Source organism: Prochlorococcus sp. MIT 0801 (assembly GCF_000757865.1).
Classification (GTDB): Bacteria; Cyanobacteriota; Cyanobacteriia; order PCC-6307; family Cyanobiaceae; genus Prochlorococcus_B.
Genome location: NZ_CP007754.1, coordinates 976,218 through 992,555, shown reverse-complemented (window position 1 = coordinate 992,555; position 16,338 = coordinate 976,218). Strand labels below are relative to the sequence as shown.

The 16,338-nt window shown below is 30.2% G+C and carries 31 protein-coding genes; 16 read left to right on the top strand and 15 right to left on the bottom strand.

The features are described 5' to 3' along the window. Positions 1-253: 253 nt before the first annotated feature. The gene (locus tag EW15_RS11090; protein ID WP_197049630.1) at positions 254-424 is read right to left on the bottom strand and encodes a hypothetical protein; all 171 of its coding nucleotides are present in this window, start codon (positions 422-424) and stop codon (positions 254-256) included. 236 nt (positions 425-660) lie between these two features. Here EW15_RS11090 and EW15_RS05200 point away from each other — a divergent pair, with 236 nt between their 5' ends. The 3 genes from EW15_RS05200 (at position 661) to EW15_RS05190 (ending at position 2,911) form a co-directional block, all read left to right on the top strand. Then, positions 661-891, top strand: coding sequence for a hypothetical protein (locus EW15_RS05200; protein WP_038652828.1), 231 nt, complete (start codon positions 661-663; stop codon positions 889-891). 144 nt (positions 892-1,035) lie between these two features. Next, entirely contained in the window at positions 1,036-2,328 is a 1,293-nt protein-coding gene (locus EW15_RS05195; RefSeq protein WP_038652825.1) for a DUF2130 domain-containing protein, read from the top strand. 40 nt (positions 2,329-2,368) lie between these two features. After that, positions 2,369-2,911 carry a GIY-YIG nuclease family protein gene (locus EW15_RS05190; protein WP_038652822.1) on the top strand — a complete coding sequence of 181 codons (543 nt, stop codon included), beginning with the start codon at positions 2,369-2,371 and terminating at the stop codon, positions 2,909-2,911. A 57-nt stretch (positions 2,912-2,968) separates the two neighbouring features. Here EW15_RS05190 and EW15_RS05185 read toward each other — a convergent pair whose 3' ends face one another. From EW15_RS05185 to EW15_RS05170, 6 genes are all read right to left on the bottom strand, one after another. Continuing rightward, the gene (locus tag EW15_RS05185) at positions 2,969-3,322 is read right to left on the bottom strand and encodes a hypothetical protein (RefSeq protein ID WP_038652819.1); all 354 of its coding nucleotides are present in this window, start codon (positions 3,320-3,322) and stop codon (positions 2,969-2,971) included. Positions 3,323-3,344: 22 nt separating this feature from the next. After that, positions 3,345-3,473: a hypothetical protein gene (locus tag EW15_RS11570; RefSeq protein WP_255327204.1), complete on the bottom strand. Its 129-nt coding sequence runs from the start codon at positions 3,471-3,473 to the stop codon at positions 3,345-3,347. Positions 3,474-3,579: 106 nt separating this feature from the next. Next, entirely contained in the window at positions 3,580-3,831 is a 252-nt protein-coding gene (locus EW15_RS05180; protein ID WP_038652816.1) for a membrane protein, read from the bottom strand. 59 nt (positions 3,832-3,890) lie between these two features. Next, positions 3,891-4,019: a hypothetical protein gene (locus EW15_RS11565; protein ID WP_255327203.1), complete on the bottom strand. Its 129-nt coding sequence runs from the start codon at positions 4,017-4,019 to the stop codon at positions 3,891-3,893. A gap of 86 nt (positions 4,020-4,105) precedes the next feature. Then, positions 4,106-4,357: a hypothetical protein gene (locus EW15_RS05175; protein WP_038652813.1), complete on the bottom strand. Its 252-nt coding sequence runs from the start codon at positions 4,355-4,357 to the stop codon at positions 4,106-4,108. 95 nt (positions 4,358-4,452) lie between these two features. Then, on the bottom strand, positions 4,453-5,496 hold the full coding sequence (locus tag EW15_RS05170; RefSeq protein WP_038652810.1) for a TrkA family potassium uptake protein: 1,044 nt from the start codon (positions 5,494-5,496) through the stop codon (positions 4,453-4,455). Between the two features lie 158 nt (positions 5,497-5,654). Between EW15_RS05170 and EW15_RS05165 the strand changes: the two genes are divergently transcribed. After that, positions 5,655-5,876 (top strand): hypothetical protein, encoded by a 222-nt coding sequence (locus EW15_RS05165; protein ID WP_038652807.1) that lies wholly within the window; start codon positions 5,655-5,657, stop codon positions 5,874-5,876. A gap of 123 nt (positions 5,877-5,999) precedes the next feature. Here the strand turns inward: EW15_RS05165 and EW15_RS05160 are convergent, their stop codons facing one another. Then, a complete protein-coding gene (locus tag EW15_RS05160) occupies positions 6,000-6,200 on the bottom strand; it encodes a translation initiation factor IF-2 N-terminal domain-containing protein (RefSeq protein WP_038652804.1) in 201 nt (66 codons plus the stop codon). A gap of 84 nt (positions 6,201-6,284) precedes the next feature. Between EW15_RS05160 and EW15_RS05155 the strand changes: the two genes are divergently transcribed. Further along, positions 6,285-6,482 carry a hypothetical protein gene (locus tag EW15_RS05155; RefSeq protein ID WP_038652801.1) on the top strand — a complete coding sequence of 66 codons (198 nt, stop codon included), beginning with the start codon at positions 6,285-6,287 and terminating at the stop codon, positions 6,480-6,482. Positions 6,483-6,531: 49 nt separating this feature from the next. Here the strand turns inward: EW15_RS05155 and EW15_RS05150 are convergent, their stop codons facing one another. Continuing rightward, entirely contained in the window at positions 6,532-6,768 is a 237-nt protein-coding gene (locus tag EW15_RS05150; RefSeq protein WP_038652798.1) for a hypothetical protein, read from the bottom strand. A 159-nt stretch (positions 6,769-6,927) separates the two neighbouring features. On the opposite strand from EW15_RS05150, the gene EW15_RS05145 reads away from it, so the two are divergent. From EW15_RS05145 to EW15_RS05135, 3 genes are all read left to right on the top strand, one after another. Then, the gene (locus EW15_RS05145; protein ID WP_038652795.1) at positions 6,928-7,143 is read left to right on the top strand and encodes a Nif11-like leader peptide family natural product precursor; all 216 of its coding nucleotides are present in this window, start codon (positions 6,928-6,930) and stop codon (positions 7,141-7,143) included. A gap of 325 nt (positions 7,144-7,468) precedes the next feature. Next, positions 7,469-7,801 carry a hypothetical protein gene (locus EW15_RS05140; RefSeq protein WP_038652792.1) on the top strand — a complete coding sequence of 111 codons (333 nt, stop codon included), beginning with the start codon at positions 7,469-7,471 and terminating at the stop codon, positions 7,799-7,801. Between the two features lie 61 nt (positions 7,802-7,862). After that, positions 7,863-8,045 (top strand): hypothetical protein, encoded by a 183-nt coding sequence (locus EW15_RS05135; RefSeq protein ID WP_038652789.1) that lies wholly within the window; start codon positions 7,863-7,865, stop codon positions 8,043-8,045. Positions 8,046-8,060: 15 nt separating this feature from the next. On the opposite strand, the gene EW15_RS05130 is transcribed toward EW15_RS05135, so the two are convergent. After that, entirely contained in the window at positions 8,061-8,801 is a 741-nt protein-coding gene (locus EW15_RS05130) for an MBL fold metallo-hydrolase (RefSeq protein ID WP_038652786.1), read from the bottom strand. 311 nt (positions 8,802-9,112) lie between these two features. Here EW15_RS05130 and EW15_RS05125 point away from each other — a divergent pair, with 311 nt between their 5' ends. From EW15_RS05125 to EW15_RS05105, 5 genes are all read left to right on the top strand, one after another. Continuing rightward, complete coding sequence (locus EW15_RS05125; protein WP_038652783.1) at positions 9,113-9,832, top strand: SDR family NAD(P)-dependent oxidoreductase; 720 nt, start codon at positions 9,113-9,115, stop codon at positions 9,830-9,832. Between the two features lie 106 nt (positions 9,833-9,938). After that, positions 9,939-10,631 carry a peptidase E gene (locus tag EW15_RS05120; RefSeq protein WP_038652780.1) on the top strand — a complete coding sequence of 231 codons (693 nt, stop codon included), beginning with the start codon at positions 9,939-9,941 and terminating at the stop codon, positions 10,629-10,631. A gap of 115 nt (positions 10,632-10,746) precedes the next feature. Then, the gene (locus EW15_RS05115; RefSeq protein ID WP_225866512.1) at positions 10,747-10,923 is read left to right on the top strand and encodes a hypothetical protein; all 177 of its coding nucleotides are present in this window, start codon (positions 10,747-10,749) and stop codon (positions 10,921-10,923) included. A 189-nt stretch (positions 10,924-11,112) separates the two neighbouring features. Beyond that, complete coding sequence (locus EW15_RS05110) at positions 11,113-12,330, top strand: fatty acid desaturase (protein WP_038652774.1); 1,218 nt, start codon at positions 11,113-11,115, stop codon at positions 12,328-12,330. Between the two features lie 102 nt (positions 12,331-12,432). Beyond that, complete coding sequence (locus tag EW15_RS05105) at positions 12,433-12,615, top strand: Nif11 family protein (protein ID WP_038652771.1); 183 nt, start codon at positions 12,433-12,435, stop codon at positions 12,613-12,615. A gap of 23 nt (positions 12,616-12,638) precedes the next feature. On the opposite strand, the gene EW15_RS05100 is transcribed toward EW15_RS05105, so the two are convergent. From EW15_RS05100 to EW15_RS11560, 3 genes are all read right to left on the bottom strand, one after another. Then, on the bottom strand, positions 12,639-12,890 hold the full coding sequence (locus EW15_RS05100) for a hypothetical protein (RefSeq protein WP_225866511.1): 252 nt from the start codon (positions 12,888-12,890) through the stop codon (positions 12,639-12,641). Positions 12,891-13,039: 149 nt separating this feature from the next. Beyond that, positions 13,040-13,198, bottom strand: coding sequence for a hypothetical protein (locus tag EW15_RS11085; RefSeq protein ID WP_197049629.1), 159 nt, complete (start codon positions 13,196-13,198; stop codon positions 13,040-13,042). A 101-nt stretch (positions 13,199-13,299) separates the two neighbouring features. Next, positions 13,300-13,431 carry a hypothetical protein gene (locus EW15_RS11560; protein WP_255327202.1) on the bottom strand — a complete coding sequence of 44 codons (132 nt, stop codon included), beginning with the start codon at positions 13,429-13,431 and terminating at the stop codon, positions 13,300-13,302. A gap of 364 nt (positions 13,432-13,795) precedes the next feature. Between EW15_RS11560 and EW15_RS05095 the strand changes: the two genes are divergently transcribed. Both EW15_RS05095 and EW15_RS11080 read left to right on the top strand, forming a co-directional pair. Then, entirely contained in the window at positions 13,796-14,002 is a 207-nt protein-coding gene (locus EW15_RS05095) for a hypothetical protein (protein ID WP_038652764.1), read from the top strand. A 21-nt stretch (positions 14,003-14,023) separates the two neighbouring features. Continuing rightward, entirely contained in the window at positions 14,024-14,194 is a 171-nt protein-coding gene (locus tag EW15_RS11080) for a hypothetical protein (protein WP_197049628.1), read from the top strand. A 30-nt stretch (positions 14,195-14,224) separates the two neighbouring features. Here EW15_RS11080 and EW15_RS05090 read toward each other — a convergent pair whose 3' ends face one another. Next, positions 14,225-15,262 carry an NmrA/HSCARG family protein gene (locus EW15_RS05090; protein ID WP_038652761.1) on the bottom strand — a complete coding sequence of 346 codons (1,038 nt, stop codon included), beginning with the start codon at positions 15,260-15,262 and terminating at the stop codon, positions 14,225-14,227. A 224-nt stretch (positions 15,263-15,486) separates the two neighbouring features. Here EW15_RS05090 and EW15_RS05085 point away from each other — a divergent pair, with 224 nt between their 5' ends. After that, on the top strand, positions 15,487-15,687 hold the full coding sequence (locus EW15_RS05085; RefSeq protein ID WP_225866510.1) for a hypothetical protein: 201 nt from the start codon (positions 15,487-15,489) through the stop codon (positions 15,685-15,687). A 21-nt stretch (positions 15,688-15,708) separates the two neighbouring features. Here the strand turns inward: EW15_RS05085 and EW15_RS05080 are convergent, their stop codons facing one another. Beyond that, on the bottom strand, positions 15,709-16,110 hold the full coding sequence (locus tag EW15_RS05080; RefSeq protein ID WP_038652755.1) for a hypothetical protein: 402 nt from the start codon (positions 16,108-16,110) through the stop codon (positions 15,709-15,711). Between the last annotated feature and the right edge of the window lie 228 nt (positions 16,111-16,338).

Sequence of the window (16,338 nt, the reverse complement as noted above, 5' to 3'; positions counted from 1 at the left end):
ATACTTTGTCTAAAAACGTGTTATTTAAGCAAAAATAGAGATCAGGTTTCAAAAATTAGAAACTAAATATATTATTTTATAGAATGTTTTGCTTTTCGTCTCCATTTCAATTTAATAATTATTGATATTAATTGATGATAGGCAAAAGAAAATGTATAACAATAAACGATTAGGTTATAAATCGATTTATTTATATTAACTTTTACTTTTTGCTGATATTAAATTCACATTTATTAACCATGTTGATTTTAGTTTAAGCTTTTGAAAAAAGTTTGCTCTTTACCTTCTCTTCTTGTATCTGAGGTCGTAATAAAGACATAGGTAGGGCTGTTACTATTGCGAATGATAGAACAAGAATTAAATCTGTTGTGAAGTGGCTTACGCCAAGTTCTGAGTGTGCAAGAGCAAAGTTGAGTAAAGACATTTTTTTATTATTCAATTAATTTTAATATTATTATATATTCTTTATTAATATTAATTGTGTAGTAAAAATTATTGCTTAAATAAAATGAGTTTTTACAAGTTTTTGAAGCCTATATAATTAGGCATTTAAATATAACATTTAATCAAATGTTGGTAAAAAACGCACTTCAACTGAAAGTTCTTTAGTATCAGACGAGTACATCTTTTGATGTGGATTAGTTCATAAGTGACTTTTTGATGAAAATCATTGCCTACGTTCGTTATTCAAATGCATCAATAATGATCGATTGGCATATCATTTTGGGTGCCCTCATCTTTTTCATACTTTGTGGGATCTTGATATTTCAAAATCAGATTTGGGAAGATGAAGACTATTCAAGAAATAAAAAATGGTATGAATGGAAATCTTCTGCCATTAAGGCAAATAAAGGTGATTTGTCTGGAATTTATCCAAGATCTAAAGAATAATAAAAGAAGATTTTGTTTTCTCTAAATTTCAAGTCCTAACCTCTTCCTTTTTATAGTTGGTTTTTGGGTTTAACATAATTCTTGCTTGTGGGTGTGAAAACAGATAAAAAGGGTAGATAGTTGGTTTGTCTCTCTAATTCAGATATGAATGAAATCAAATGTCCTGAATGTGGTAGCACTATAAATATTGATGAAGATAATTACTCAAACATTATTAAGCAGGTAAGAGATGAGGAGTTTGAGGATGAAATGAACAAAAGGCTTGAACTTCTTGAAAAGGATAAACAGAAATCCGTTGAGCTTGCTATTCAAAATATTCGATTACAAATGCAAGAGGCAGCATTAGTAAATGAAAAAAAAATGCAAGACCTTCATACTCAGTTGATGGCTGCTCAGACTGATAAGACTATGACTGTGAATAAAATCAAACATACCTTCGAAAAAGAGAGAGATTCACTTGAGTTTTTATTGGAGAAAACTAGAGAAAAGAATGAATATGAAAAAAAACTTGCAGTTTCTGAAGCAATTTCTGAATTAAGAGAAGGGTATGAAAAAATCAAAAATAATTTAGATAAAGTTGAGCTTCAAAATGAATTGTCTGAAAATTCTATAAAAATGAGATATGAGATTCAGTTAAAAGAACGAGATGATTTAATTGAGAGACTTCGTGATATGAAAATAAAATTATCTACAAAAATGGTTGGCGAGTCACTTGAGCAACATTGTGAGAATGAATTTAATCGACTACGGGCTACAGCCTTTCCTAATGCATATTTTGACAAAGATAATGATTCTAGTTTTGGTAGTAAAGGTGATTATATCTTCCGTGACTGTGATAGTGAAGGGAACGAAATCGTATCTATTATGTTTGAAATGAAAAATGAATGTGATAGCACTTCTAGTAAGAAGAAAAATGAGGACTTTCTTAAAGAGTTAAATAAAGATCGCATTGAAAAAAATTGCGAATATGCTGTTTTAGTTTCTTTATTAGAATCTGACAATGATTTGTTTAATTCTGGAATTGTTGACTTTTCATATCGTTATCCAAAAATGTATGTTGTTCGTCCCCAATGTTTTTTACCAATAATTTCTTTATTGAGGAACGCTTCACATAAGGCGCTTGCGTATAAATCAGAACTAGCTGCTATTAAGGAGCAGAATATTGATATCACAAATTTTGAAAATAGCCTTGAATTATTTAAGGATTCGTTTGGTAAAAATTATACGCTAGCGTCAAAACGCTTTGAAACAGCAATTATGGAGATTGATAAATCTATTAATCACTTGCAAAAAACCAAAGATGCTTTACTTGGTGCTGATAGAAATCTTAGGTTAGCTAATGATAAAGCTCAAGATGTTTCGGTTAAACGATTGACCAGAAATAATCCTACTATGAGAGAAAAATTTAACTCAATTAGAAAAAATGAGGCGGCATAACTTACTCATTAATCTTGAATACGAAAGAGTTTAAATTAATATGAGTGGTTGGCTTTACTTAATAAGAAATAGAGACTTATATAAGATTGGAATTACAAAAAACTTTGAGAATAGGATGAGACAACTCAAGCCAGATAATGTTGTAGCTAAATTGTATACCGTTGATTATGTTAAATTAGAAAGAGAGTTACATTATCGGTATAAAAAGTTTAGGATTCCTCAAACGGAGTATTTTCGTTTAGAAAATACTCATCTTAAAGAGATAAAACAAAGAATTTCCAAACTTAATTACCCCTTTAGTATAATATTAGAGATTTTCATCAAATCAATATTATTATTATCATTAATTTTTATTCTTATATTGGTATTTATATCCTTAAATATTAATGATTTAAATAAAGCTATATTTCGGTCACTTTTTTGGCTTGAGAGGATTTCATTTGGACTCGCATTTATTTCTTTATTCTCTCAATCCGGCAAATATTTAAGTTTTCTGAATGAATTAAAATATAGATCCACAAGATTTATTGTTTTTACTTTGTTTTCTTTCTTATTTCGGATGTATACGTATCTTTTATATTAAAGTATAATTTAATTAAGTGATTGATATCAATTTTATAATGTGTTTATGGTTTGAATCTTACCACATGTCTTTGCTTGACTCCTCTTCTTGTTGTTGTTTTAAAAGACCAAGTCTTCTCTCAAATTCAATATCTTCCTGACTTTTTTGTTCTACTTTAGGATTTTTATTGCATTTTTCTTTCACTTCAAGAATTTTTTTACTTAAGTCCTCTGAGAAATGATCTTTTATTTCTTCCCATGCTTCCTTCTCCTCAGCATTACCTACAGTGCCTTTAATCTGATCGATAATAATTTCCTTAACAAAATTCCTTAGATCATCCTCGGTCATAGAGTTAACTCGACTTGATATATACATATCTTTAAGGGTGTCTAATTCGTTGTTGCTCAGATCCTTATAAGTAAGTTCATCCATTTTTTTTTTTTTTGATTTAAGTTTACTTATAGACCCATTTTGCTTCTAATACTGTTGAATTGGGATTAAGACCCAGCACATTTCTTTTTGCATCCTCCTTATTATTCGCAATAACAGTCTCTTCATGGAGATTACCTTGTTTATTAAGCATAGAAACTTTAAATCTCATTTTGACTCGAATTTTTTTTATTTTATGCCAATTCTTTTTAAAAACAATTGATTGGTTTTAAATGTTGAAAGCTTAACCATTCATGAGTTTATTTGTTTTGACGATCAACAAGAGAATTTATTACAGATTCAACCAATATTGCTGTGAAGAATAAACTTAATGATGGTATGAATACAGGATACCAAAGCTTTTGAAATAAATTATAAAAATAAGGTTTCCCATTAACACTTAAGATAAAACTAAAAGCTAAAAATAAGGATCCTATTATTAGAATATAAAGATTATAAATTAATATATTATCTAAGGACTTCTTCCAATTGGTTTCATTTTCTTTATCCATTTTATCTAAATTCCTGTTGAATTTTAATTTTGTTTTAATAAAAAAGTTTTACCTAGCAATCAAGATGATCCCCTAAAGGCATAAAGGTCAATTCCAATTGATTTAAGGTAGAAAGCACCACCGATAGCAACTACGTTGAGGCAAAAAACAAAAAACCATACTTTCCATGATTGATTTTCAGAATTCATCTATTTTGAGGCAATTAATAAATACATCTTAATATGGGATGCATTTATTAATTTTAGCCATTATTAAATACTAAACACAAAACGAATCAGCTTATTGCATCAAGATCTCTTCTGTAATGCTTTGAGGATTTGTGATCAATATCTTTTGATTTCCAATCAGTATCTTCAAGCAAGTCTGAATATTTATCACTATTTGATGGAAGTTTTTTTTCTAATCTCCAACCAGCTTCACTCAAGAAATCTACGTAGTCTTTAGAAAATATACTTCCATTGATTATTGATGAGTCAATGTTTGTTCTTATCTCGTCTGTTAATTCGTCTTTTGTTTGTAATGTCATCTATTAGAAATCCGTTCCACTTGTTCTAATCAATTTTATTTTTAGGCGTTAAGTCTTTATTGTAGTGTTATCCCACTTTGGACTGTTTTCAAAGATTAACTAAGTGGTTTTACCAAAACTTCTCTAAGGCGAACACGAATCCTGTTTAGTTGCTCTTTACTTCCAAGGAATATCAAAATCATACCTGGAGAGATAGATACAATATTTTTAGGATTACCAAATAATTGACCCGAGACTTTAGTTGCTAATAGTAGTGCTTGATCACGTTTTGAGAAGTCAAGAGAATTTTCATGATGACTTGTAAAGATATCAATTTTATCAATATCCTCAGTAAGCTTGAATTCTTCTATTTCGCAATCGGAGCCTGCAAGTAAATCTATAAAGTCTACAGCTATAGGTCTTAATGCGGAGGCGGCCATGGTTCTCCCTGCAGCAACATATGGACTAACTACCGCATCAGCTCCAGCAAGTTTTAATTTACTAGCAGCTTCCTCGTTCGCTGCTCTAGCGATCAATCTGCAGCTTTCATTTAGTGCTTTGGCACTAAGAACAACATATAAATTTGCTGCATCATTTGGAAGAGTAACAACTAGACTCCGACAATTTTTTACTCCAGCTAGTAATAATGTTTCGTCCATTGTTGCATCGGCTAATAGGACGTTGAATCCTTTTTCCTCTGCTTCGATTTTGCTTGTTGTATCGTTTTCTATTATTAGAGTAGATATTTTTTCAGACTTTAATTGGTCAGCAATTTCTTTACCTGTACGACCATACCCACATATAATTACATGATTTTTCATTCTTCTAATTAATCTCCTTAATCGGAGCTCCTCTAATTTTATGAAATATCCTAGTTCAGACAATTGTATAAATCTTTGAAGAGTTAATTGAACTACAAATAATCCCCCACCGATGATTAAAAAAGTTATAACCCGCCCTGCTGAACTCAAAACTTCAACTTCACCAAAACCTATTGTTGTAATAGTAATCAGTACCATCCATAAACAATCTCCCCAATCCCATCCTTCTGTAAATCTATAGCCTAATGCACCGAATAAGAATAAGAATATGAGTAATGATATTGGAGCAGTCCAAACTTTTAAATATCCTCTAAATTTACTTGTTTTTATTAGATTCAATTTAAATCATTAGTCTTAACTTTTATAGTATAGTAATAATCGAATTAAATATTTGTTGTTTTTGTTTCTATAAGGTTAAACCTTGCCTATTTTATAATCATCCATTTTAATCATTACTTATAGTATGATTGAATTAAATGTGTTAGTAATCATCTGATATGCAATCTCTTACAGCTGAAGATAAGAAAGAATTATGTAAGGATGCGTTCCAAGACATATCTTCAATTCTTGCAGGTTTACGCGATCAGGGATTATCTGATATGGAAATTTTTGAGTTTGGCAAGTCATTAATAGATCATTTTGACCCAATTAAAATGGAAAATCTAAAAAAAGAATCAGATTATCAAGATGCTTTGTTCAGAGAAGCTAATGATCTTTAGATTTATTCTTATTATTTCTTTCATATAGTATTTTTACAAACTTAGTTCGATCATATCTTTGCTTATTGATTCAAGTAACTTTAATTTTAAAATTTTCGTTATGAATCATTTTGGTTATCACAATTATTCCTTATTAATATTTTGGTTGGAGTTTAGCTTTTGGATATAGTCAATTATTTCTTTGCTCTGTTCTACTGTTAATGACGATAGTGGTGATGAAGCAGGAATTTTTAAGAGCGTGCATGTTGCAATTATTTCAGAAGAATCAATGCTTAGGGCCTCTGCTAGTTCCTTTACTCTCAATCTGGCCACATTAAAAGTCATTGTTCATGATGATCTTGTAAAGATCTATGTGTTTATTTTTTTATTTTATTGCTATGTATAGAAATATTGGTTTGGATTTATAAAATGAGTGATGATGATGATTTGAAGTTGACCCTTCACAAAGTTGTCTCTTATGCGGTGCTTCGAATGGAATCTGCATCAGATGCCAATATAAGAAGATGTATTTTTCAAGAATATAAGGAATGGTTGGGAACTTCTATTGATGATTGGGTATTGGCATTGCCTAACGATTGGGGTAGGTCTGATGTGAATTTCTATTAGATTTATTTATCTTTAAGTTCATTACTTGAATTATTTATATTTAGGCTAATTAATTAAAGTTTTGTTGAGCACACTCGTAACCTGATTCTCTAATATCTTTATTATCATCAATAATTGCTTTGAGAGCACAATCGCAATAGTTTGTTATTGCATTTTCTGATATTGACTTAGTTGCAGGATTGCTTAAAGCACTTGAAACGCAGTCATCCATTTGACTTTCAGGGTATGAATAAGCTGTTCCAGTGAAAGTAAGAAGTATAATAGATACAAATAAGATTGACTTCATGTTCTGTATAGTAATCTACTGACTATACATTTTATCTTGATTATTGATTAATGTACAATTTTAATATTTATATTTTGTTGTTATTTTATTAATTTTTAATTTAATAGGTCTTTGATAATCTAATGTTATTAATCTAATAATAGTATTCACTTTTATTAAATGTCATTAGATCAATTAAGAAGATTTTTAAAGGAAATGCAGAATGATGAGAGTCTAAAAAATGAAGTTCTTTCTTCCTCAACGGCAGATGACGTTGCCCTGATTGCCTTAAGGATGGGATATGAATTCTCAGGAGATGAATTGCTTCGATTTTCAGGTAAAAAAGTTGGAAGAGTTACAGTACAAAAGAATGATGTACCAGGAGAATATAATTAAAAAGTCTACTTTCTTCCTCTTAGCTCATCAACTATTCTATCCCACTTTTTACCGGCCACAAGATAAGAATTTTTTTTTCGTCTATAGATTAAATAATTAAAAATACAGATAGTTAATATAAATAAAATAACTATAATAAAAATAAAATTCACTTTACTAAAATAGTCGTACTTTTTTATTATATAGATAACTAATTAATGTGTCAGTTCAAATTGATCACACAAAACCTAGCCAAGCCCTTGAGTGATACTACTCAATTTAATAATCATATTTTCCCATTTCTTTTCTTTATCCACTAAGATGTATTGTAATTCTTACTAAATTTATGGATATTACATTAATAGCTATAGCTATTTTTATCTTGGTTGCTGTAGTATTTCTTGGACTATATTTGTATAAAAGTATTAATAAAAAATCTTTTACAGCAGAAGATGGTTCTATTTTTGATAATGAATCTGACCTAGATGTTTACCAGAAGCTATATGAGAAGACAAAGCCCTTATTTAGCATTGATGCTGAGAAAGCTTCTGCACAGTCAATACTAGGATTTGAGAAATCATTCATAACTAAACTATCATCAGAAGGTTTTCCAGATTTAAAAACACTTGTTAAATATCGTAAGCAATTTAAGTCATTATCAGATTTAATTAATACTTAGCTTTATTTTGCTATTTTAACCTATCAGTATACTAATATTAAAATAATTGTTTAAATTCACAATGATTAAAGCAGAATATTCGGAAGAACAATTATCTGAAATGAGGGAAGATGCCTTTGTTAATATCAAAGAAGCTTGTATGAGACTTCAAGAAAGAACAAAGTGTGGTAACGAAATCGTCATTAAAATGTTAAATGAAGTATCTCAATTTTACATTACTCAAGACGAAAAAAACAATACATAGATGGCTTGTAATTGATTAGTTTTTCTCGAATTTATATTCTTTTAATGGTTCAGGATTTATTAAAATAGTACTTCTATCTTTCAACAAGCACATATCTTCAACTGAACCATCAACTTTGATTAAATTATTTATTATTCCTGTAAAAGTAATATCTCCCCCTGTTGTACTTGCTAAGACTGTTGATGGATTAAATAACTTTAGTAATTGAGGTAGTACAGTTTTACCTTTTATAAATTTACCTACAAGTGGTAATGAAAAATCTATTACTGGGGTTATTACTAAATCTATTTTTCTAGCTTTAAGTTTTTTATCAAGAAATCCATGTGGCTCGATATAAATTGAATTTATGCCTGATTCGATAATGTATCCATTTTCTATATTTGGAACTGGCGCGCCTGATGAAGCTTGAATATATATATTGTTCTCTTTAAAGCTTTCACCAGGCTTTAGTGTGTTTATTTGGGTAAAACCGATTTTACTTGCAACATTACTAGCTGCTTTTGAAGCAATTACTGGAATACTTTTATTTATTTTCTCTAGTGTTGGAGGATGGGCATGATCAGGCTGGCCTTGAGTTAGTAATAATAAATCAATGCTTATGGGAACCTCATTTTCTTTACTCAGTTTCCCCTTTATTAGCCAATCTCCTGGAGTGAATGTTAAATCGCCATTTAGCCAAGGGTCAATCAAAATTCTTGTTTTATCCAATTCAATAAGCCAACCATTCGCTCCGTAGTATGTCGCTTTTATAGTCATGTTTTTTATTTCAATATAACTGTAGATTTTTCATGTGGTGGATTATTCCAATGATTTGCTTTTCTTTATGAAATCAATATATAACTGATAATATTAATAATATAATTAATATCGAAATTATAAGAAGTGCAAATTTCTTAATATATGTTTGAAATTCATATAGCCAGTCATTTTCCATGATTTCAATATATTTTTTTTCATTATATACTTTCTATTATTATATAAGATAATTAATGTAGATAAATGTAGTTTGTTTGAAACACTCGCTTATGAGAAGATTTCTCTAGTATTGAGTTTAATCTTTTAATATCATGACAATTCGGGATTGGAAAGGAATAGCTCTAATTATTGGTGCTGGCGATATTGGTAAATGTATGTCTGATTATTTGACAACTTTATCGCCTAAATTGGATATTTTTGTCTGTGGGCGAAATCTAAAAAGTCAAAATTCGATATATTTAGACTTGGAAAAAGATGATTCATTTATATCTCTTGAAAAACAAATATCACTATTTAAGAAGCCGCTTCGTCTAGTCATAAATACCAGTGGTTTTCTTCATTCTAGAGATTTAAAACCTGAAAAGAGACTTTCACATATCAGTCGCTCTAATATTATCAAGAATTTTTCTATTAATTCTATTGCCCCCATTTTGATTGCCAAAACTATAGAAAAATTTATCGAACCAGAACTTCCATTCTCCTATGCAAGTTTAAGTGCCAGGGTTGGAAGTATTGGTGATAATAGGCTTGGTGGTTGGTATTCATATAGGGCTTCTAAAGCTGCTCAGAATCAATTTTTAAAAACTCTCAGTATTGAATGGCGTCGAAAATTCCCATTATCAATTGTATCTATATTGCATCCAGGGACTTGTGATACGAAATTGTCAAAACCTTTTCAATCAGCTGTTCCTAAAGATAAACTTTTTACTCCTGCTCAATCAACAGAATACTTAATTAATATTATTTCTTCGCAAAAAACATCAGATTCAGGTAAGTTTTTAGCTTGGGATAGCAGTATTATTCCATGGTAAGTATTTGATTTTATTTAATTAAAAATTCTTTCTTTTTAAACATCTAGATATTGTTTCTGTTATGTTTTTATTCATTGTACAATATTAAAAGTAATATATTTAACCCTTGAAAAAACATATTATTGCAATAGGTGGTGGTGGATTTGGCAGAAAGAGTTCTTCTAAGTTGATAGAAGAATATTTACTTAGTAATTCAAGTAATAATTACCCAAAAATTTGCTTCTTGCCAACAGCAACTGGTGATAATGATAGCTATATAGTACGGTTTTATTCGATTTTTACTCGCCTGAAGTGCATTCCTAGTCACATTGAATTTTTTAATAGAACTATCGATATAGAAAATCATATAATGGATCAAGATATTGTATTTGTTGGTGGTGGAAATACAAAGAGCATGCTTGCGATTTGGAATGATTGGGGGATGAGTCAAATACTTAAAGAGGCTTACAATAAAGGAGTAATCATGAGTGGGGTAAGTGCAGGAGCAATTTGCTGGTTTACTAGTGGTATTACTGACTCATGGGATAACGAATTAAGGATATTACCTTGTTTAAATTTTATTAGTGGGACTTGCTGTCCTCATTATGATGAGGAACCTGCACGTATTCCTTATGTAAAAAAAATACTACTTGAAAAAAAAGTTACCAATTGCATTTCTATTGAAGGCGGTTCCGCGATGCACTTTATTGATGGCAAACCTTTTAAAAATGTAAGTTTCAAAAACAATAAAAATACTTATAATGTATTTGTAGATAATAATGATATAGTTGAGATTCCTTACGAAAAAATTCAATTATAGATAATTATTATTCATTTACATTTGTTTATCTTTTTATTAAATCGTTTAATATTAGAATTCTTATATTTAACTATTAGTACTTAGGATGTATCTTTTTTTATTATCTTTTTCAGAGATGGGTCTTAGCTTGCCTATTTTAATTGTATTAGTTTTATTTGGTGGTTTTTTTCTTGTAAGCTTTTTTATTACTAGTCCTAATATGGATACAAAAGGTTTATTAAGAGTTCTATATTCAAAACCCGTTAGGAAGGCAGATGGATCGGTTGAATATCCAGAAAGTAGGAATAACTAAATTTTTCAAATATAAGTATTTGTGATGAATTTCTAGTTGTATTTTTTATATTAAAGGCATATAAATGGACTTTAATTAGACATTATGATAATTCTTTAAAATATTTTTTGTGAAAGTTAGAAATTACTATAGCCTCATAGCACTCTTGAAGAGTAACGTCGTATATGAACCGTAATCATGTTCTAAAAATTGAAAAAAAGTTTGTTTACTAGATTCGAGAGGGTCAATACCGAAACTAATAATAGGACTTTTCTTCCTTCTGGTCTAAACGGGAAAGCATTAGATATTTCACTGGATGATATCCCCTCTAGAAAAGAAGTTAGAGAAGCGATACCCAAGCATTGTTTTACTCGCCAAACTAATAGATCTCTTTTTTATCTCTTTAGGACAGTAGTTATCCAGTTCTTTGTTGTTTTGATAGGTCTCTCTATCCCTCTTACCAAAGGGATGGTTCCAATTTGGATTTTATATGCAATTCTCTCAGGGACAACTTCCATGGGGCTATGGGTTTTAGCTCATGAATGTGGACATGGTGCATTTTCTGATAATCGTAAACTTGAAACACTTGTCGGATATTGTCTTCATTCTTTTTTATTAGTTCCATACTTTTCATGGCAAAGATCACATGCTGTTCACCATGCTTTTACCAACCACATAACAGATGGAGAAACTCATGTTCCTGTTGTTATCTCAGGCGATGGTAAATCCGAGAAAAAAGGTGGAGAGAATGAAATGGAGTCTTCGTTGTTTTTTGGAAAATTTCTATATGGAATTAATCAACTTTTTCTTCACTTGATTCTGGGATGGCCAGCTTACTTACTACTTGGCAAAACAGGCGGACCTCGTTATGGAACCAGTAATCATTTTTGGCCAGCAGCTCCCTTCTCAAAAAAACTTTGGCCATCCATATGGGCTAAGAAAGTATGGATCTCCGACTGGGGAATTGGTTTTATGGTGCTTTTATTGATCCTTTGGTCTATAAATTTTGGAATTAATTCTATGATTAGTCTTTACTTAGGTCCTCTAATTGTTGTTAATATTTGGCTAGTTATTTATACGTGGCTCCACCATACAGATACTGATGTTCCCCATCTTGGTGCTAGTCAATTCTCTTATATGAGAGGAGCCTTCTTGTCTATAGATAGACCCTATGGAAAGATATTTGATTTTCTGCATCACTCAATAGGTTCTACTCACGCCATTCATCATATTGAACCAACTGTTCCTCACTATCATGCAAGACTTGCAACGAGAATATTGAAAAATAAATTTACTAAAGTATACCTATACAATCCCACTCCAATTCACAAGTCTCTTTGGCATATAGCTACTAATTGTGTTGCAGTAAAAAAGGATTTTGCTATCGACAGATATGTTTGGAAACAACCCGACCACACACAGTCTTAATTATCACTGTGATATCTTTAACATTATTTTCTTCAACATATATTAATTCTCTAAATTCATTAGATAAAATATTCTATAATTTATCGTTTTTGTAAAAATAAAATGTCGAAAAAAGATTATGAAAGGTTTCTATACAAAATTGATCAATTAAATCAACTAGTTAATTTAATTAATAGTTCGCCTAAAAAGTATAAATTATTTACTAGTTGTAAAACACATGAAGATGTCGTTGAACTTGCAAAGCTATGGGGATATGAAATTGGAAAGAGATGGGGAGAATCTTAGGCCTCCAATGTAAATAAGATAACCTATTGTCCTCCTCCATTACAGCTCCAAACCTTTGAGGGCATTCCTTGTGTATTTTTTCCGTCGATGCGAAATGTTTTTGTTATGCATTCATTTTGTGAGTCAGCCCATGTTGAAATCGGTTCCAAGTCAGTTGATAACTCCTTAACCGACTTTGATACGGATATGATTGAAATTGACGTAAATACAAGAGATAAAGTACTTAAGCCTGCACAAATCAAGTATTTGTTATTGTCAAAGAATTCCTTTAGCATCTTTAGCAATGATTATTTATTGCCAACATTACTTATGTTTTATAGATTGATCTGATTAAGTTATCCTTTGAGTATATTAGCTATTTTGATGAACCTTTTCTTTAAGTTATTAAAATAATTAGTAGTCACGATCTTCTGTAATTAAGAATTTAATTCTTTTTATCAAAAAAGTCCAAGATCTTTTTTAATCTATCTGTGTTTTCAAAGTTAGGACTTGCTGTAAGGAAAATAACTAAAAGTATCATTAGTACCCCAACACTAGTTACGCCTAATAGTAGTTGCTGGAATGGATCTAAGGATTCAAGCATTTCTAATTCCTTTAAACCTTATGAATTTTGTATTAATACTAATTGACCAAAAGCCTTTATTACGCAATGAAAACTTTATGTTTTAGTTCTTAGATAATTAGTTACTTCTCTTTAGTTTCTTTGGGCCATCTTGCCTTCAAATTAAGTGGGTTTTTGAGATTAATTTCTATGGGTTTCCCTTGAGCTAAAGATATCAATGCTTTAAAAGTCCACCCACCAAGAATTAAAAGCATTGAGATTAAAAATATATAACTTATGTTCGTTACCATTAATCTAAAAATTATTTAGAATTATATTAAGCTCTTATTTGAAATTTATTTCAATTGTAAATGTAAAGTATTAAATATGTTCTTATTAAATAATAAATTTTACTTACTTTTGATTTTGAGAATTTACTTGATTTTTCTATTCCCATAGCTTCTCTCGAAAATGAGATGCATGTCAAAACGACGACTCCTTTTAGTCATAAATACTTATTAAATGCTTTTTTATAAGCTCTGATTGTGTTTGTTCTAGCATTTTGATATTTTTTTTTTTTAACTTTTATTGATTTTTATTCGATTTTGTATGAATATAAAATTGTAATTATTTATCTGAATGATCAACAATACATATTTATATTCCTTTTTTCTTATATTTGGTTTTGGTTCTCTTTTTTACTTATTTCTACATTTCAGATCGGGCAAAAATGATATTAATAATAAAATCCTTTTAAAAAGTTTATTAGAAGGTTTAGATATGGAAGTGCCTGATGAATTGAAAACTTTAGATAATTCATCTACTGATCCTCAAGAATTTTCTTAGCTTGTACTTGGATATAATCTAATGTCCAAATTCAGTTTTGACGATACAGAAACATCAGGTATTTGGTGGTCTACTAATGTATCGATTAGAGATTTATGTGTAGAGCTTAAGGTTGATACAAGTTGTAGTGACAGTGAGATCGTTGAATTGCTAAGGTCAATTGCAAAATCAATTGAGGTGAATGGTTTATAAAATTACAATTTGCGAATTATATACTCTTTATTACTTATCCCATTGAAGTTTCCATTGAGACGATTTCCACTGCCTTGCCCATGAATATTGTTTATTATCTTGATTTTCAAGTTTTGCAATAAGCCAGTCTTTAAGAGATGTAGGAACAATATTTAACTCTTTCTGAAGCGTTTTAAGTTTATTCATATCAGCTCCATAACCAGATCTTTCAATCCAATCTGCCATAACGCCAATGTCATATTCTAATAACTTAATTGCTAATCTCGGGATCATCACATAATTTGTTTTTATTCCTTCTGAAGAAACTATTCTTTGAAGAGTCATCGCCATTTCAAGTCCTGTTAGCTCTTCTCCGGCAATATTGATAGATTGATTTTTATATTTCTCTGGTTTAGATAAAACACCTCTTACCCATTTACCTATATCCTGTACTGCGATTGTTTGCCACTTAAATTTCTTGCCAACTATTCCTGGGAAAATTTTCTTTGAAATTGTATAGCCAGGTAATTTGTTTTCAAAGTTTTCAAAGTAGCTTACTGGTCTTAAGACAGTAGTAATTTTTCTAAGACCTGATTTTTTTATATATTCTTCAATGTCCCATTTACTCGTAAAATGACCGGGGGCCGGATCATTTTTTAGTGGGTCTTTTGCTTTACTGATTGAGCTAAATATAAAATGATTTAGATGCCCTTTAGTGTAGGCAGTTTTGACTTGATTTATAAGGTTATAGCCTTGTTCCATTTCATAAGATCTGACAATACTTCCTCTAAATAATTTCCAACCTTTGGTAGGTGTAGTATTGCCAAAGATTACATCAACACCTTCAAAAGCTTTTTTAAGGCTCTCAGGATCCATTAAATCTCCTTCAACTAGTTCAACATTGTTTAGATTTCCTAGTTCTATAGCCTTTGTACTTTTTATATTTCTTGTGATAGCGCGTATTAGGTATTTATCTGTTTGGTTTAATTCTTTAACCACTCCCATACCTTGTCTGCCTGTAGCCATAGTTACTGCCACAACAGGCTTTTTCTCTACATCTGACTCCAAAATTTCTACTTGCTCAATCACGCTCAAATACCAGATATTCTACGAAGTTAAATCATAGGTGAATTTATGTAAAATTGTTGTGTTTTTCTCTGTAAAAATGTTAGTCAAATAAAACTTGGTCTAATTTTTAAAAATCTTTGCTGTCGTCATTTTCAGAACCTAGCATTTTCGTAAAGGTATGTTTTATTTGCTTTTACAGTTGCAAGATATTGGCTATGTATTAATTGGTACTAAATTTGATCATTATGGCAAATGAAGTTCTTCCAGAAATCGATCGACAAAACATTATCTTTGATGTTGTCGACGGCATTCCACCAACAGGAGAAGAAAGCGATGAAATTAGAAACTTCCGTTCTCAAATAGAATCTGATAATTTGATGCTTGAATATTCAGCCGAAGAGTTAGGTTTTAATAATGTCTTGTTTGAGTACCTTAGTCAGGGATAACCATTTCTATATGTAAGTAATTTAATCCAGACCTTGAAATAATTCTTTGTGTACAGCAAATGTATGGTACAAACACGTCCCATTCTCTGGTGATAATCGCTCTCCGTCTTTATTCCATGCCAGTGAACAGATTAGGTCTCCGTCCCATTTAACCTTATGCTCATTTATTTGTTTAGACCAGTCTCTAACACTACTAAAGTGTTCTGGCATATGGTTACCTATTTTTCTGCAAATTTCACATAGCACAGATAATATTGGTGGCTTCGAATCTAATTTAAGATCTTTAGTGAGTGACGGTTGAGTAAATACACCAACATATCTAATGTGGTCAATAATCATTTGTTCTTTATTATTTAAATTTGCTTGTATACAGGCTTGTTCAAATTCATCAACGGGTGTTATTGGACGTAGGTTAGAAATCACTTCGACACTTTTAATTTCTTTTATTTTTTTATATTAGCAAATTTACTTCTTTTCTTATATTTTGATTGAAGTTCATTGGATATTAAATTATATTTTTCATCTTTTATATTTTTTATTTTTGAATCAATCAATATGTTCTATAAACAGCAGCATGGCTATCTTTCATGGATTTGAGTTTCAGTGAGATTTCTTCATGATTCTCTTTATAAACCCAGTCATAGCTTACTT